This is a genomic window from Micromonospora sp. WMMA1996, from assembly GCF_002573675.1.
Lineage (GTDB): Bacteria > Actinomycetota > Actinomycetes > Mycobacteriales > Micromonosporaceae > Micromonospora > Micromonospora sediminicola.
Genome location: NZ_PDHU01000001.1, coordinates 301,070 through 318,352, shown reverse-complemented (window position 1 = coordinate 318,352; position 17,283 = coordinate 301,070). Strand labels below are relative to the sequence as shown.

At 65.7% G+C, this 17,283-nt stretch carries 11 protein-coding genes and 2 pseudogenes; 10 read left to right on the top strand and 3 right to left on the bottom strand.

From position 1 onward, the window contains the following. Window positions 1-7 precede the first annotated feature (7 nt). The 9 genes and pseudogenes from COO58_RS30570 (at window position 8) to COO58_RS01510 (ending at window position 14,991) form a co-directional block, all read left to right on the top strand. Window positions 8-1,042, top strand: coding sequence for an MMPL family transporter (locus COO58_RS30570; protein WP_255292500.1), 1,035 nt, complete (start codon window positions 8-10; stop codon window positions 1,040-1,042). Further along, window positions 1,039-1,299, top strand: a complete 261-nt coding sequence (locus COO58_RS29835) for a hypothetical protein (RefSeq protein ID WP_141561843.1) — start codon at window positions 1,039-1,041, stop codon at window positions 1,297-1,299. The genes COO58_RS30570 and COO58_RS29835 overlap by 4 nt, the downstream gene beginning before the upstream one ends. A gap of 407 nt (window positions 1,300-1,706) precedes the next feature. Beyond that, window positions 1,707-6,413 (top strand): DEAD/DEAH box helicase, encoded by a 4,707-nt coding sequence (locus tag COO58_RS01540; protein WP_098746032.1) that lies wholly within the window; start codon window positions 1,707-1,709, stop codon window positions 6,411-6,413. Beyond that, the gene (locus tag COO58_RS01535; protein ID WP_098743540.1) at window positions 6,410-7,930 is read left to right on the top strand and encodes a nuclease-related domain-containing DEAD/DEAH box helicase; all 1,521 of its coding nucleotides are present in this window, start codon (window positions 6,410-6,412) and stop codon (window positions 7,928-7,930) included. The genes COO58_RS01540 and COO58_RS01535 overlap by 4 nt, the downstream gene beginning before the upstream one ends. Beyond that, the gene (locus COO58_RS01530; RefSeq protein WP_098743538.1) at window positions 7,927-11,094 is read left to right on the top strand and encodes a helicase-related protein; all 3,168 of its coding nucleotides are present in this window, start codon (window positions 7,927-7,929) and stop codon (window positions 11,092-11,094) included. The genes COO58_RS01535 and COO58_RS01530 overlap by 4 nt, the downstream gene beginning before the upstream one ends. Continuing rightward, window positions 11,075-12,883, top strand: a complete 1,809-nt coding sequence (gene drmB, locus COO58_RS01525; RefSeq protein ID WP_098743537.1) for a DUF1998 domain-containing protein — start codon at window positions 11,075-11,077, stop codon at window positions 12,881-12,883. The genes COO58_RS01530 and drmB overlap by 20 nt, the downstream gene beginning before the upstream one ends. Window positions 12,884-13,180: 297 nt before the next feature. After that, window positions 13,181-13,618 (top strand): annotated as a pseudogene (locus tag COO58_RS31175) (transposase); the annotation flags it as partial. Window positions 13,619-13,999: 381 nt separating this feature from the next. Next, the gene (locus COO58_RS01515) at window positions 14,000-14,290 is read left to right on the top strand and encodes a hypothetical protein (protein ID WP_176558721.1); all 291 of its coding nucleotides are present in this window, start codon (window positions 14,000-14,002) and stop codon (window positions 14,288-14,290) included. Window positions 14,291-14,610: 320 nt separating this feature from the next. Next, on the top strand, window positions 14,611-14,991 hold the full coding sequence (locus COO58_RS01510) for a cobalamin B12-binding domain-containing protein (protein ID WP_141561841.1): 381 nt from the start codon (window positions 14,611-14,613) through the stop codon (window positions 14,989-14,991). Window positions 14,992-15,039: 48 nt separating this feature from the next. Here the strand turns inward: COO58_RS01510 and COO58_RS31170 are convergent, their stop codons facing one another. Together COO58_RS31170 and COO58_RS31165 are read right to left on the bottom strand one after the other, a co-directional pair. Further along, window positions 15,040-15,219 carry a DDE-type integrase/transposase/recombinase gene (locus tag COO58_RS31170; protein ID WP_369700166.1) on the bottom strand — a complete coding sequence of 60 codons (180 nt, stop codon included), beginning with the start codon at window positions 15,217-15,219 and terminating at the stop codon, window positions 15,040-15,042. Between the two features lie 106 nt (window positions 15,220-15,325). Next, window positions 15,326-15,478: pseudogene (locus COO58_RS31165) on the bottom strand (IS3 family transposase); the annotation flags it as partial. A 192-nt stretch (window positions 15,479-15,670) separates the two neighbouring features. On the opposite strand from COO58_RS31165, the gene COO58_RS01500 reads away from it, so the two are divergent. Then, on the top strand, window positions 15,671-16,783 hold the full coding sequence (locus tag COO58_RS01500; protein ID WP_098743533.1) for a DNA cytosine methyltransferase: 1,113 nt from the start codon (window positions 15,671-15,673) through the stop codon (window positions 16,781-16,783). A gap of 18 nt (window positions 16,784-16,801) precedes the next feature. Here the strand turns inward: COO58_RS01500 and COO58_RS01495 are convergent, their stop codons facing one another. Next, window positions 16,802-17,191, bottom strand: coding sequence for a very short patch repair endonuclease (locus COO58_RS01495; RefSeq protein ID WP_218012333.1), 390 nt, complete (start codon window positions 17,189-17,191; stop codon window positions 16,802-16,804). Window positions 17,192-17,283 lie beyond the last annotated feature (92 nt).

Sequence of the window (17,283 nt, the reverse complement as noted above, 5' to 3'; positions counted from 1 at the left end):
GACCCGAGTGGGCACCGCGGATTTACACGAGACAATCAGCCTGGTCCGCGACGACCTGCACGCCAAGGGCCCGGAGGGGACGAAGGCGCTGGTCGGCGGGCCGACCGCGATCTTCGCCGACATCAACTCGGCCAACAACCGCGACCTCTCGGTGATCCTGCCGGTGGCCGCCGGTCTGATCGCGCTCATCCTCGCGCTGCTGCTGCGCAGTCTCGTCGCACCCATCTACCTGGTGATCGCGGTGCTGCTCAACTTCGCCGCCACGCTGGGCGCGACCGTCTACGTGTTCCAGGGGCTCCAGGGCAACCCGGGTGTCACGTTCCAGTTGCCGATCATCCTCTACCTGTTCGTGGTGGCGATCGGCACCGACTACAACATCCTGATGATCGCCCGACTACGCGAGGAGGCGCGGGAGGGCCACGAACCCCACCAGGCCGCCGCCATCGGCGTGGAACACGCCGGCCCGACCGTCGCCGCGGCCGGGCTGATCCTGGCCGGCACGTTCGGGGTGCTGATGCTCGCGCCGATCTCGTTCCTCCAGCAGATGGGGTTCGCGGTGGCGATCGGGATCGTGCTGTCCGCGTTCGTGATGTCGATGTTCTTCGTGCCGGCGTTGACCGGGTTGATCGGGCACACGGCGTGGTGGCCGGGGCACGGGGACGAGCGGCGGATCACCGGACCCCATGCCCCGCCCGAGCCGGTGAGCATGGCGGGGGGAGCTGACTCGCCAACTCGGCGACTGAGAGCTGGCGAACGGGTCCTTCAAGGAAAGCTTGTCGGCCGGCCGCGTCGAGGCCGCCTCGACGCCACCCTAGCGCCCCAGCAGGCCCGCACCGTCGTCTGGGCCAACGGCATCCGTCAGGACGTGCCGTTGATATCGGCGGACGAGGCGTTGGCGCAGCTGCGCGCCGCGGGGATGGGCGACTGTTCCGGCTGCGCGCCGCTCAAGCTCACCGGGGGCTCGCCTGACCACGATGACGGTCAAAACCACCCGCAGCCCGGCCACCGCCCCGGCATTGGGGGGCGCAGAGCATCACGGTGAGCAGCGACACCACCGTCAACTGGTCTTCGATCGACATCGCCGGCAACGTGGAGAGCAACTACAAGCCGGACGGACTGGGCAGTAACTACAACAAGCAGAGGGTGGACGTTCATGGTCTCGCCCCAGAGCACTGGTGGCAGCCGGCAACGTCGGCGACCACCAGCCTGTGCGAGGCCGGCCCGTCGAGCGAAACCTGCATGCGCGCCAGGAACCGCTCGCCAACCGTTGAGGTGACGGACGGGCACCCGCCCCGCTGAGGTGGATCACGAGCGCATCGTCCCACCGAGGCCGTCAGGCTGCTGCGGGTATTACGGGTGGGCGCAGGGCGGTTGCCATGGTTGGGCTAGATGGCCGCTGGCGGCAACTGCGGCCCCGCGCGGAAGACTTGTCAACTTGCAATATCAACTGCGGAGGTTATTGACAGCCCAAGAAGGTCACCTCATGCAGGCTGATCGGCTGACCAACTGGGGGTCCCGTCGGGAGGACTCCTGCCGGTAGGGTCCAGGAACGCCTTGTGGGAAGGTGGGGCCCTTGGTTGCTGGGATGATCCGCGTGTTCACTCGGTCGGTTGGCTCCGTCGCCACGTTGGCGCGGTCCTGAACGCGGATACCACCGGTTCGAGTGCGTGCAGGTGGCACCACAGCCTGGGGAGTGCTTGTTCATCGTGATGGAGCAGCTTTGGGCGCCTGACCCCGCCCTTGTGCAAGAAGTCAAAACCCTGTTCGACAGCACTATCGAGTCCTACCGGGTCAAGCCAGACTTGCTCACGGAGCACGCCAATCACGAGGAGTCTATCCGAGTCGGCGGATACGCCAATCGGACTCTTCTCGAACTCATCCAGAACGCCGCCGATGCCATGGCGGGGAACGCCGACTCGGACGAGAATGCGGGCCGGGTTGAGATCGTCCTGGATACGGTGCGTCGTGCGCTCTATTGTGCCAATGGTGGACGACCGTTCTCCAAGAGAGGGCTTACCGCCATCACGCATGCCCATCTGAGTGGTAAGCGTGGGGATGAGATCGGGCGATTCGGTCTAGGGTTCAAGTCCGTCTTAGCGGTTTCAACTGCGCCGCAGGTCTTCAGCCGTTCCGTATCGTTCGAGTTCAACTCGTCCGAGGCGCACGCCTCCCTCACTGGAGTCGGCTCCGGGGCGAAGCGTTACCCGGTGCTCCGCACGGCCACCACGGTCGACGCGGTGGCAGCGTTCGGCCAGGATCCCGTCCTCTCCGGTCTGGCCGAGTGGGCCGCGACCATCGTCAAACTTCCGAACGTGTCCAGCATTGGTCGCCTTCGTGGGGAGATCACAGGGTTCTCATCGCACTTCCTTCTTTTTGTCGGGGCCGTGAGGGAGGTGAGACTCCGGATCATCGGTGCCGATCATTTCGAGGCCACTCACACCTCCCGAAAGCTCGGTGATGGCCTTTTCAGGATTGAGCGTTCCGGTGGCGAGTACGAGGAATGGCTCGTGGAGGACCGGATGCATGCGCCGTCCGCGGAAGCTCGACGCCAGGTCGGCGAGGCGGTCTCGCGATCCGAGGTCAAAGTGACCGTCGCGGTCCCAAAGAGGCGCGGCAAAAGGTATCAGATTGGCGAGTTCTGGTCCTATTTCCCGCTGGATGACAAGACATCCGCCTCCGCCCTTTTCAACGCGCCGTGGAGCGTGAACGACGACCGAACGACGTTGCTCCGGAACGATTACAACCGCGAGATGCTCGTAACGCTTGCGGATATGTTCGTGCAGGTGATCTCACTCGTGGGCACGGCGGAGGATCCCGCTGCTCATCTCGACTATCTGCCCGCACGGGGTCAGGAGGAACTCTCTTTCGGTGACGAGATCCTCTGCAGGCAGGTCCCGCACAAGTCGATCGGACGGGAGCTCGTTCCTGACGCCTCGGGACGCTTAACCCGGGCCGAGACTTTGAAGCCCTTGGACTTTACGATCGGCGTCCCCGAGAGTGTCCACGAGGCATGGATCATCTCTCCGAACACTGGATCCGACGTTCCGCACTGGAAGTGCTACAGCTTGCAGCAGCGGATCACACGTCTGCGCCAATTGTTCGCGGCCGCGCACGGCAGTCGGCTGGACGCCACCGAGAACGACATGAAGCGGACGTTGGCGGCCATGCCGAAGCGTGGGATCCTGTCCTGGCTGCGGGAGTGGGCGGAGGGTGCCGATCCGGTGTCGGCTGCCAACGCCTTCAGGTTCGTGTGCAAGCAGCGCAACATCGAAGGCGTCGAGAATGCCAAAGTGATCCCGACCACCGGAGGTCTGCGAGCACTGAGCGACAGCACGGAGGTCTTCCTGCGCAGAGAGGAGGGCGTCGAATTCGAGCGGTCCGTTTTCGTCCTTCCTGGCTTCCTCTCCCAGCCCGGCGTCGAGGGACTGCTGCGGCAGGCGGGGTTCCGAGACCTCGACCCTCTGGCCATTCTCAACGCTCGTATCGCGCAGCTCCCTGCAACGGCCGGCGATCGGGAATACACGGAACTCTGGAATTCCGTGACCGCACTGCCCGTCAACGTCGCGGCGAAGACCCTCGAAGGCCACTCGGACACGGTCAAGGTACCGACGCGTGACGGAGGCTGGGCGTGGGCGAGACAGGTGATTGACGTCGATGCCGACGTGTCCTGCGTGCCGGGCGTCAAGGCGTTGGACCGCAAGCGCTGTCTGCCACAGGCGGCCCATGCTCTCGGCGTCGTCTGCGATCCGGTGAGGAGCTATTCCGTCGAGGATGAATCGCGCCTCGACGACTACGTCGGATGGTTGTTGGAGCAGCTCAACGCGTTACAGGGTCCGGGTGAGCGTCCGGTCGAACGTGTCGAACTGCTTCACGGTGCCGGGCCGGGACCGTTCTCCATGCTGTTCATCCTGCGAGACGCCGGCGCCTCGGCCCAACTACGTGCACACTGGACCACCGCGCTGCTGCAGGCTGGGGATCTCACCTGGACGTGCGAGGACATCGACTCGGGCATCACCTACACCGTGCATTCGCCGGTGCGATGGGCGGCCGACGAGGCCGGACTCGTCAACACGACTCGTGGGTTCCTGCCGCCCTGTGAGGTCGCCGCGCCGTCACTGGTCCGTTACGAGAGACTGCTTCCGCTGTTCCGGGGACCCTCACAGGTCGCCGACACGCTGGAGCTGCCGGACGAACTCGCCACGCTGCCCGGTCCTGTGCTGAAGAAGGCGCTCGCCGAGCCGCTGTTCCCGCCGGGCATCTCCGACGACGTGCTCGTCGAGTTCACCCTCGCCGTGTCACGGATCGCCTATCCCGGTGCGCACGCCCCGGCGATCCCCGCCAAGATCGGGCGTCGAACCGAGTCGAGGCCTCCAGCGGCGGTGTACCTCGCGACCTCCGACGAGCAGGAGGCGTTCCTCTCCTCGCGTCAGCGCCCTTACCTTCGCGCGCATCCCGAGCAGACCGCGGAGCTGGTGGAGGTGGTCGGCTGTCGTCGGTTCGAGGACAGCTTCGCCTTCTCGATCATGGTCGAGGGCGAGCAGGACAGGGTGCCGATCGTCGACGTCTTTACCGGACTGCGCACAACGACCGTGGCGAGGAAGGTTGAGAACGCGACTCTGACCCGAGCAGTTCAGATCATTAAGCGGGTGACCACGGAAGACGGCGTCGAGGACCAAGCTCTGGACTGGCATCTCGACGGGTTGAGTCTCACCGCTCGCAGTGATGCCGATCAGCCGCGGCTGCTCTCGTTCGTCAACGACGCTTTCGACCTACGCTTGATCAGCGCTGAGCGTGAGCAGGTACTCAAGACCGGCCTCAATCATAAACTCGAAGAGCAGCGTCAGCGTGCCAAGGCCGCCCGGGACGACGCCGAACGGCTCGACATCTACTTCGGCCCGGACGACCTGCGGGAGGCGCTGCCGACCGGCTTGTGGCAGGCACTCGAAGCTCAGGAACTAATTCACGAACAAACCTCGGTCGCCGAGCTGTTCTTGACCGTCTTCGGCTCGGACTCCATCAGGCAGCTTGCGACGAACTTCCGACAGGAGGGCTTCACCGACGTTCCTACCGAGTGGGCAGGTCGTTCTACCACGATCGCCTGGTTGCGCAAGATGGGGTTCGGTCCCGAGTACGCGGGACGCCGGAATCAACGCCAACCGCAGGAGTTCGTCGTCCCCGGTGCGGTGAGGCTCAATGAACTGCACCCATTTCAAAAGGACATCAGCGCCCAGCTCCGCGACGTCGTCACGCTCCGCGATGCAAACGGTCGTCACCGTAAGGCGATGGTGGAACTTCCGACCGGGGCGGGAAAGACGCGCGTCGCGACGGAGACTGTGCTGCGGCTGTTCATGGAGGATCGCCTCCAGGGCCCCGTTCTGTGGATAGCGCAGTCGCAGGAGCTCTGCGAGCAGGCGGTGCAGACGACCAGCCTGGTGTGGCGGGGCCTGGGGGACGAGCGTCCACTGACCATTGGACGCCTCTGGGAGGGCAACGACGTTCATGAGCCGGACACGGAGTTCAGCTTCATCGTCGCCACCGACGCCGAACTCGACGTCGGCGTTATCCGTGACCCCGACTACGACTGGCTGAGGCAGGCCTCCGCCGTGATCATTGACGAGGGGCACCGGGCCGGTGGATCCGAGCGGTACACCCGGATTTTGAACTGGCTGGGCGTGGCCGGCCGTGGCTGGGAACGCCCGTTGGTCGGACTCTCCGCGACACCGTTCAAGGGCGCCTCCGAGTCCGCCACCAAGGCGCTCGTGAGTCGTTTCGGTGGCCGCAAACTCGAGGCGTTCGAGCAGGACAACGCCTACCGCAGGCTCGCCGAACTCGGTGTGCTGGCGCGGGTTCGACACCGGGTACTGCCGGGCATCCACGTCGATCTGCAGCCGGACGAGCGCAAGGACGCCACGAGCCTGCGCAGGCTCAAGCAGTCCGTCATGGATCGTATCGGCCGAGACCAGGCCCGCATGTCGGTACTCGTCGACCATATTCTGGGCCTGGACCCGGACTGGCCGGTACTGGTGTTCACTCCGAACGTCCTCTCAGCGCAGGTGCTAGCGGCGACCCTTCGGTATCGCGACGTCACCGCTGCGGCCGTCAGCGGGCAGACGGGCAGGCAGGAGCGCCGCGACATCATCGAGAGGTTCAAGAACGGTCAGATCAGAGTCCTCGCCAACTGCGACCTTCTGATTCAGGGCTTCGACGCCCCCGGGGTCCGAGCGCTGTACATCGCGCGTCCGACGTTCAGTCCGAACGCCTACATCCAGATGGCCGGGCGAGGTCTGCGGGGACCGAAAAACGGCGGGAAGGAAGAGTGCCTCATCGTGGACATGGCAGACAACTTCGGTGATCTCACCGAGATGCTCGGATACCGCGAGTACGAGGATCTCTGGCAGGAGCATCAGCCGTGATCCTCGTCCCCGACCTGACCGACATTCTCAAGAACGCCGAGAGCGACGCCGAACGTCGGGTGGCGCGGCTTCTACGAGAGGTGACCGGTGATCTGGACGCGGTCGCCTTCTACTCGGTGAAGCTGCGTTCGCACGCCTACAAGCAGCAGGCCGAGGCGGACTTCGTCGTGCTGTGGAAGAAATGCCTGATCGTCGTCGAGGTCAAGGGCGGTGGGGTCAGGAGGCACGAGGGCATCTGGTACAGCATCGACCGCCGCAACGACTGGCACAAGCTGTCGAGCTCGCCGATGGAGCAGGCGCAGTCGGCGATGTACGCCCTGCGCGACATTCTGCGGGAGGAGGGTGTCGGTTGGTTCGCGCACGAGGCCGTTGTCATCACCCCGGACATCGAGACCCCCCCACATTCTGTGGGGTGGCAGCCGAGTCATTGGTTGGCCAAGGACGACATGACGGTCGAGGGGTTGACTCAGGCTCTCGACACGATCACGGATGCCGCCCGCAGACCACCCGCTGGCCAACGGATCGCCCGCGCCGCTGATCTGCGGACGCGTTTGTTCGGCGAGTTCACGCGGATGCCGGTGATCGACGCGCAGCGCGGTGCGGTCATCGAGGAGCAGAACCGTGCCACCATCGGTCAGGCACGGGTGCTGGCCGCGTTGGCGCGCAACCCTCGGGTCATGGTGTTCGGTGGTGCCGGCACGGGTAAATCCCTGGTGCTGGTCGAGGCCGCGAAGCAGGAGTCCGGTGAGGGCCGATCCGTTTTGATCACCTTCCACTCGCCGGAGCTGCTGCAATTCTTCGCGCCGCACGTCGCCGGCCGTGACATCGCGGTCCTGCCATTCACGCAGCTGACGTCCGACCAGGTGTACGACGTCGTCTTCGTCGACGAGGCACAGGATCTGATGGATGCCGAAATGATGGACCGGCTCGACGCGGTCGTAGTCGGCGGACGCGACCGCGGCCGTTGGCGGATGTTCCTCGACTCGAACAACCAGTCGCACGTCGACGGCGGCTTCGACGACGACGTGTTCGAGCTCGTCGCGTCCGAGGCCCTCTCGGTCGACCTCGAACTCAACGTCCGGAACACGCAGGCGATCGTGCACATGGTTCAGGAGTACCTCGGCGCGGATATCGGCGATCCCGGTATCGTCCACGGCGAGAAGGTCCGGTGGCACACCTCTGACGGTGCGGCCGATGTCGCCGCCGCCGAGATTGTGGCGGAACAGCTGGTGGCCGACGGTGTCCGACGCAAGGACATCTGGATCATCGAGGCCGATTCCACGGCCGCGCCGACCGTGACGCCGCAGGGCTTCACTCTGACGAGCCCGCGGTACGCCAAGGGCCTCGAGGCGGAGAGCGTCGTGCTGTGCGACCTGCCCGAGTCCTTCGACGATGCGGGCACCGCCGCCTTCTACGTGGCGGTGACCCGGGCGCGTGTCTCGCTGAACATATTGGTGACCAAGGACGACAGGCGGCGCCTCCAAGAATTGGTCCGACAGCGGTTGGTGAAGAAGTGACTCTGACCAAGGCACAAGAGGCGGCACTGACGCACCTACGCAACGCGTACGTCGGTCCGGACTCCGGTGAGGAGGAGATCCTCACCAATCTGCCCGACCGGCAGTACGCCGTCGGGATGCTGTTCCCGATCGCCTCGGCGGTGCCGGCCGCGGACCAGCCGCAGCCGGGCGCGCCGGTCGAATCGGACGTGCCCGCCGGAGACGTGGAGGAGGACGGCGCCGGTGTGCCGCTCGCCGAGGATTGGCGGCCCTCCTCCGTCGCGATCTCCTTCGTCACCGACCGGCCCGCAGTGACCTGTGATCTGTCCGGTGGCACCTATCAGCCTGTCACCGGTGACGGGCCCCCGCGTTGGCAGCGCAGGCCGTTCCGGCTCGACGCGATCAAACTCGGCCCTCACAGACCACTGCACGAGCTTCAGGCGGGCGAGGTCCCGATCGAGGTCGGATCGCGGTGGCGCCGGTACGGCGACGCCCATCTGGTGACGGTGCACGCCCGGATACGCAAGCAGTCCACCGGGAATGACCGGCTCGACATCGAGTCGATGCTGTTCCAGGTGGCGCTCAGGGTCGAACCCGCAGTCGACGGTCGGATCCTGGAGTATCGGGGGTCGACCGCGGTCGACCTGGACAGTGAGGCGGCGGAGCTACGGCTGCGGTTCAGGGACAAGAAGGTTTACGCCGTCGGACACGGCATGGCCGCCGACTGGGACCTGTCCGGGAACGCCTGTACGGCGGTCCGCCTCGAGCCCGTGCCCGCGTTCGTGGTGCCCGCGGTCGCGACGACCGGGTTCGCAGCGGGGACCGCAGAGGCCGAGGCTCTGGGCCTCGACCATCTCGCACGCATCGACACACACCCCGCTGAGGTCCTACCGTCGCTCGACGCCTTCGTCGCCGCGTTCGAGGTATGGGTCCAGCAGCAGGAGGACTCCACGACCGCGTTCGGCGCGGACGCCCACGTCGCACGAGCGATCACCGACCGCGCCCGCGCGGCTCTTCACCGGATGCGAGCCGGTGTCGACCTGCTCCGCGACGATCGGCAGCAGACGCTGAGAACGGCCTTCTCGCTCGGCATGGCGGCCATGCGACTACAAATGCGTCAGACGGCGGTGCGTGACGGCAGGGATCCGAGCGAGCCGCAGTGGCGCCCGTTCCAACTCGGCTTCCTGCTGGTGGCCCTGGCATCGACCGTGGACGGAACCCACGACGACCGGGAACTGGTCGACTTGATCTGGTTCCCCACCGGCGGAGGCAAGACGGAGGCATACCTGGGCCTGGCCGCAATTGAGATCTTCCGTCGACGGCTCGCGCACGGTGTCGCAGGCGGCGGCACCGCGGTGATCACCCGCTACACTTTGCGGCTGCTCACCGCCCAGCAGTTTCAACGGGCGGCGTCGCTGATCTGCGCGATGGAACTGCTACGCCGTGACCGCGGTCGAGCCAAGGGCATGACCCGCTTCTCCATCGGCCTGTGGGTGGGTAACGAGGTGACACCGGGCAAGAGGAGCGAGGCGAAGGCTGCACTCGACCGATTGCACAAGGCCGCACGGCCGGAGGAGGCGAACAGCTTCCAGGTCGAGAGCTGCCCGTGGTGCGGCGCCGCGCTGGTGCCAAGGAAACAGTCCGCAGACAAGACCCTGTACGGGATGCGGCTCGTCGGCAAGGACGTCGTCATCCACTGCACCGATGGAAGCTGTCCGTTCCACGACGAGCTCCCCGTCGCCGTCGTCGACGAGGTCCTCTACGACGAACCGCCCACCATCCTGCTCGCCACCGTCGACAAGTTCGCACGCCTGCAGTTCCGGCCCAACGCCGGAACATTGCTCGGCCTGGACACACCGTTCCGTCAACCGTCGATGATCATCCAGGACGAGCTGCACCTGCTGTCCGGACCGCTCGGTACCACAGTTGCCGTCTTCGACGCCGTCATCCAGATGCTACTGAGCAGATCCGGCACGCCACCAAAGATCATCGCATCGACCGCGACCATCCGCGCATCACAGGAACAGGTCCAGGGACTGTACGGGCGTGACGTCGCCCTCTACCCCCCGGCCGGCCTCGACGGGGATCAGACCTTCTTCTCCGAACCGGTCGAGAGCGGTGAAGGGCGCCTCTACGTCGGCCTCATGCCGCAGTCGCTGTCTCAGGTGTCCGCCGTCATCTCCACGGCCGCTCCGCTGATCGAGATACCGGAGGTCCTCGCCCAGAAGCAGGACACGGGCGCGACGCGCGACTCCTATTGGACCGCCGTGATGTATCACAACAGCCTGCGCGAGCTCGGCCGGACGGGAACCCTGGTCGTCGACGACGTCAACGGACGACTCGAACCACGCGCCGACCGTCTGAAGCTGCCGTTCCGCCCGGTGCGCGCCGACCGCGTCCTCGAACTGACCAGTCGCCGGGGGCCGGAGGAGCTTCCCAACGATCTGCGGGAACTCGCGCAGAGCATCGACAAGACCGATCAGGCTGTCGACATCGTGCTGTCGTCCAACATGTTGTCGGTAGGCATCGACATTCCTCGCCTCGCGCTGATGCTGATGGTCGGCCAGCCCAAGACCACCGCCGAATACATCCAGGCCACGAGCCGCGTCGGTCGCGGCCGCAACAACGGCATAGTCACCACGTTGTTCCGGTCGAACCGGGCACGCGACCGATCGCATTTTGAGACGTTCCGCGGCTACCACGAAGCCCTCTACCGCAACGTCGAACCGACGAGCGTGACACCCTGGTCGCTGGCCTCCCGCACCCGGTCCATAGGTGGCGCCCTGGTGGCGCTCCTACGGCACTCCATCACGGCTCTGGCAGCCAACGACGGGGCGTCTCGCCTCGACCTCGACGACGAGGACATGCGCCACACGGTCGAACACCTGGTCGACGCCTTCGTCTCTCTTGTCAGCCGATCGGATCGCATCGAGGCCGACGAGACCGAAGAGGAGCTGTGGCGGCTGCTGCGTGATTGGGACCGCCGCGCCAGATCCGCTCGAGAAGAAGGCACGAGTTTGCGATACGAACGTGGCAAGGCGGACGAGCGGGCCCTTCTCAAACGGTTCGAGCAGAGCGGCGAGGGCTGGCTGGTCGCCGACTCGATGCGCTCGGTCGAACCGAACGTCGCCGTCCATGTACGCGAGCCGATGGAGGAGGTCCGGCATGGAACCCATCGTGCATGACCTACGGCTGTCCGAGACGATCAGCCCTTTCGGCGTTGGAGCAATCGTCGACGTGCGCGGGGAGTCCCTGATCGCACCCGACACCTCCTGGTGGGATCGCAAACGCGCTCCCGAGGTCAGCTGCGAGCGACTCTCGGCGAAACTGCGTGGGGGTGTCCTGCGGCAACCACCGGCACACGCCGGACGAGCGGCCAAGGAGACCGCGAGTCTGCTGTACTTCCGGTTCCCGGAGTGGCGGTTCTGCGAGCGTTGCACGAAGCTGTCCATGCTTACCGGCAAGAACAAGGGCCGCTGGACCAACAAGTGTGACTGCGGCGGCACCCTCGTACCGATGCGGTACGTCGCGATCTGCGAGCAGGGCAGCCACCTGCAGGACATCCACTGGTTCAAGTGGGCGCACCGTGGGCACGACGCCGGCATGACCGAGGCGGTACGGCACTGCCGCGCGTACAAGGAACTCCGGTTCGTTCGCTCTTCGCGTCACGGCGAAGGCCTGACATCGCTTCGCGTCGTCTGCAACGGCTGCAAACGAGACCGCGCCCTGTCCGACCTGACAGGGAAGGACTCGTTACACCGCGACGGCTTCCGATGCGACGGCAAACAACCATGGGAGGACGAGAACACCGGAGACCCGTGCGAGCACCACCTAAAGGCCGTCCAGCGCGGCGCCACCGGCAACTACATCGCGGAGCGGCTCTCGGCGCTCGATATACCCGAGGAGGTACCGCAGTTCATTGGCAAGAAGGACGAGATCCGCAGCCACGTCTACTTCGAGAGGGTGGTCGCGGACAATGGTGGCCCACAGGCGGACATGGTGGCCGGCTGGATCGCCGACGAGCTCGGCGTCTCGAAGGACGACGTGCTGCGACTGGCCGCAGGTGACGACGAGCCCGACGACGCCCCGCTCCTGGAGCTAAAGGACGGCGAATGGGCCGCGTTCCTGAACAAGCTCGACAACGGAAGAGACCACAGCGGCGGCGACTTCATTGTTGACGGCTGGAGGATCCCATCCGACGGCGCATGGCCCCCGGCTCTCACCGACCGGCTGGTCGCCGTCGGCCAGGTTCGGCGCGTACGCGAGGTACGCGCGCTCAAAGGCTTCAGACGCCACACGGCCCAAGCCGACTTCATCAGCGCGGACCTCGGCCCAGACCGTGGGAGAAAGCCGGTCTATCCCGCCGTCGAGATGTTCGGTGAAGGAATCTTCCTCCGCTTCGACGAGGCCCGCATCGCCGAATGGGAGAGCCGGCCCGAAATCCAGGCCCGAGCGAAGCTCCTGATCGATCGGCGAGAAAGCAGCCCCTGGGCGGACCGACTCGACGTCCCGGAGCCGCGATACATAGCGCTGCACACCATCGCACACCTGCTGATCCGACGACTCGCCTTCGCCAGCGGCTACTCCTCCGCCTCCCTCCAGGAACGCATCTACGCCAACACCGATCGCCCCGATCGCACCGCTGGCATCCTCATCTACACGGCCGCCGGAGACGCACAGGGAACACTCGGCGGCCTTGTCCGCCTCGGCGAACCCGATCGGATCCTTCCGCTGTTACTGGCGGCTCTCGGGGACGCGGACGTCTGCTCGAACGACCCCGTATGCATTGAAAGCGACCGGCAAGGCGTATCCCAGCTGAACCTGTCCGCCTGCCACGGGTGCGCGCTCGTCAGCGAGACATCGTGCGAGACCGCCAACCGGCTGCTGGACCGTCAGCTCGTCCTCGGCGGCGGGAACCTCCGCGGACTGCTCGACGACGTGCTGGGTCAGGTACGAGGAGTGGTGGACCGGTAAGCCAACAAGGCTGGCCTGCCCCGGGTTGACCGGAGTCGGATTAGTGGATCTCATGCCACCATGGACGCCCGCTCGAACTCGATTGGGATGAGCATGCCGATGCTGCTACGCCATGCAACGCCTGCTTGACAGGACGGCGTGGGACGCCGACGCGGTCCGCGGTGACCTACGCGACTACGTCGCGGAGCATCTCGGCGACCCTGACGCCGTTTTGATCATCGATGAGACGGGCTCGAGGGAACAAAGTCCGCCTGCGTCCAACGTCAGTACTCCGGGACCGCCGGCCGGACCGAGAACTGCCAGCTCGGGGTGTTCTTGGCCTTCGCGTCCGCGTATGGGCGCACCTTGGTCGACCGGGAGCTGCATCTGCCGCAGGGCTGGTACGCCGATGACGCCCGGCGGACCGAAGCCGCGGTACCTGTGAAGGTGCGGTTCGCGACCAAGCCGGCACTGGGGTTGCAGGTGCTGCGCCGCGCGCTGGACGCGGGGCTGCCGGCCCGGTGGGTGACCGCCGACGAGGCCTACGGCAAGGACCGCAAGTTTCGGCTGTGGCTGCAAGGCCGCCGCATGGCCTACGTCCTGGCCGTGGCCTGCAGCCAGAAAATCCCGACCGACGGCGGCAGCGCCCGCGCCGATGAACTGGGCGCCGCTGCCCCAGCCCCAGCTTGGAAACGGCGCAGCTGCGACGCCGGCGCTAAGGGGCCTGTCGGCGCACGGGTGAACGGGGCCAGGTAGGTACGGATGAACGGGGCCAGCCTCCTACCCGCGGCCCAGGCCCCGGCTGGCGCATGTCGTTGCCGTGAAGGCAGCCGGATAGCCCCTACTACCGCGCCGCTTCCGCTCCTCGCCGCTGCGCGGCTGCCGTGCGGGTCGTCTTGGTCTCGACCCACTACCGCCGCACTCGTCGAGGGCCGCGTCGACTCCGGCGGATTGGGTGAGCGCGAGCTTGGTCTCCCTCGCCGGGCCGATTGTCGGCCCCTGGACCAACTGATCGATGTCGAAGTCGTCCTGATCATGAGGGGCGTTCGCGGGTACGGCGGACTGGCTCCGTTCGGTCGTACGCGGCTGGTCCCGTTCACCTGTACGCCGACAGGGCCCCGTCTGTTCGACTGGGCCGTGGCCATCCTGCCCGACACCGGCCTCGCCGACCACGGATTCACCCGCTGGCTGCTCATCCGCCGGTCGATCACCGACCTCACCGAGCGCGCCTACTACCTGTGCTACGGACCGGCCGACACCGGCGACGAGGAACTCATCCGCGTGTCCGGCACGCGGTGGGCTATCGAGGAGTGCTTCCAGACCGCCAAGGGACAAGTCGGCCTGAGACGACTACCAGGTGCGCCGCTACGACGCGTACCGCAGCGTAACGCTCGTCGCGGTACTAACGGCCGACCCCGCGCCGCTTGAGGCTAGCGACTATCCAGGCGGAGGACATGGCGCCGTTTGCCGTCTGGCGAGAGGAGACCGTCGCGACGGGTTCGGGCGGCGGCTACCGTCGGCGCCGTGGCGTACAACGTTGTGACGCGAGAGGCTGTCCTCGCCGCGGTCGCCGAGTTCGACAGGGTTGGACGAGGGAGTTCCTGAGGGCAGCTGCCTTCGGCCGGGCGAAGCACGACTTCCTTGACATCGAAGGCCGGCTCTACGACTCCAAAGCCATCGTCGGCCGTGCCCATGGTGTGAGCGGTGACGGGTCGTGGCGGTCGAAGGACTTGTTAGGCGCAGAGCGGATGGTTGCTGCGCTGCTGCGGGCCCTAGGGTTCACGGTGCGGCTCCTGGATGCGGACTGGACGTGGGACGAGATTGTGTTGGCCTGTGCCTTGGTGGAGGCAAGCAGGTGGCGGACTGTGGCGCAGGAGGACAGTCGGGCCATTGAACTGTCCCGGCTGCTGCAGAGCACAGCCATCCATCCGCTGGAGATGCGCCCGCCGGGCTTCCGCAACCCGGCCGGCGTGGAGCGGAAGACCGGCGACTTGGTATCGCGGCTTCCACGCACGGGACGCAAGCACACGAACGGCAACCACCTCGACAAGAAAGTCGTACAGGCATTCCTCGGCCAGCCCGACGAGCTAGCCGCGATCGAACAAGCCGTTGTCGCATCCACTGATTGAGTTCAGCCCGGCGGTCGCATCGATGTGTGGTGCACCAGCCCGGTCAGGTCACTGGTGCGGTGGCAGCCGGCGACAGATCGCCATCTCCAGGGCGTCGAGGACGAGGCTGATCTTCATGCTGGTGGTTGCCCAGCAGCCGAGGATACGGCGGGAGCAGGCGGCGATGACGAACGCGACGTGGGCCATCCCGGACCAGGTGGGCACGTAGGTGAAGTCGGCGACCCACAACCGCCGGGTCGGTGGTTAACTTGCGTTGCACTAGGTCCGCCAGCCACGTGTCGTGTTCGTCGCTGATCGCGGTGCTTCGGTTCTTGCCCGGCCCCAACCCACGGAGCCTCAGTTGCCGCATCAGGCGTTCGACGGTGCACGGGGCCACCGTAATGCCTTTACGGTTGAGCGTCAGCCGCACCTTGCGGGCCCCGTAGGCGCCGTAGTTGGCCGCCTGCGCTCGCCGAATCTCTCCGGTGAGCCGGACATCGCGGTACATCCGGATCGAGAGCGGGCGTCGGCAGGTGGCACCGTAGGTGCTGGCCGCGATGAGCACCCGACATCCGCGAAGCCACTTCATAGGGGGAAATCGATGCAAGGGCGCCCTGACTGCCTGCGCTGTTGTCTAAGATCGCGAGTCGTCTGGCAAGCCGCGTTGGCTAGGAACGTTACGGCCGGCTAGGGTACAGCCATGCCGAAGATCTTCCGCGTCGTGGACCTCTTCGCCGGATGTGGAGGGCTTACGGAGGGCCTTCGGAAGACCGGGCGATTCAAGCCTGTTGGCGCAGTCGAGATCGATCTGGCTGCAGCTGCCACCTACGCCGAGAATTTCGGCTCCGAGCATATCCATCATGGTGACATCGCCGAGTGGCTGGATGGAGGGCAAGTTCCAGAGGCGGACGTGGTCGTGGGCGGCCCTCCCTGCCAGGGCTTCTCTAACTTGGGCAAGCGACTCGACGACGACCCCCGCAATGAGCTTTGGCGCGAGTACTGGCGCGCACTCGGCATGATCAAGCCGTTGGCCTTCGTGATCGAGAACGTCGACAGGTTCCTTGACAGTCACCAGTACCAGCAGATGAAGGCCGTCGTAGGGACCGGGGCGCTTCGCGACTACGAACTCAGAGAAGGCGTCGTTGTGGCTGCTGCCTTTGGTTCGTCGCAAGTTAGGCGCCGGGCTATTGTCATCGGCACGCACCGGGGGCTGGAGCCCATCGAGATCCCGAGTCCAGAGTTGAGTCGAGAGCATTGGAAGACTGTCAGACAGGCGCTAGATGGCGTGCGGCACTACGTACCCGGAGATCAACAGAGCCTGCCGGCCCGTTCCGTAACTCATTTCAACAGGTCGATGCGTGGGCCCTTCCTCAGTCATGAGCTGCATATCACGCGTCGCTACGAGGACATTTCTCTGGAGCGGTTCAAGCACATCCCTGCTGGTGGCAACCGATTCAACCTTCCTGATCACCTCAAGTCGCCCTGCTGGCTGAAGCACACGACCGGCGCAATGGACGTCATGGGGCGCCTCAGGTGGGACCAGCCGTCGGTGACCATTCGGACGGAGTTCTTCAAGCCGGAAAAGGGCCGCTACCTGCATCCTTCTGAGGACAGGGCGCTGACCCACTACGAGGCCGCTAGACTGCAAGGGTTCGATGACCAGTTCAGGTGGTGCGGCAGCAAGCTGCAGATTGCTCGTCAGATAGGCAACGCCGTTCCTGTCGAGCTCGCGGCGGCCATTGGACGGCACGTTGCGGGTGCCCTGGACGAACGGATCTCAGGGGCGCCGCAGGAATCAGTGTTGAACGATTGAAGCAGCCTCGCTGATGCCTCAGGCTGAAAAGGCTGCGCGACGCTCGCCAATCAGTCCGGCGATGCGAGCGACCGCGTCGGCGGGAGGCTCATGCTCCCAGATTCTTAGGACGGACCAACCCAACGCCTCGAGGTGGGCATTAGTCTCCGAGTCGCGCACACGGTTCATCTCGAGTTTCGCCGACCACCAGTCACCGTTAGCGGCCGGACTGGTCTTGTGCTCGGGACACGAATGCCAGAAGCACCCGTCGATGAAGATGGCCACTCGTGCTCGAGTGAACGCTATGTCGACGGTTCGCCGGCGTAGACCCGGAATCGGCCAGGCTACTCGGTAGCGATACCCCTGGGCATGCAGTAGCTGCCGAATCGAGATCTCGGGTGCGGTGTCGCGGCGTCGCTGGCGGCTCATGCGTCTGGACACGTCCGGCGAGCTCGGGACGGGCGGGTGCGCCACCATGAGTCCAACCTACCTGGGGCGGGTCGAGCAACAGCCGGCGCGGT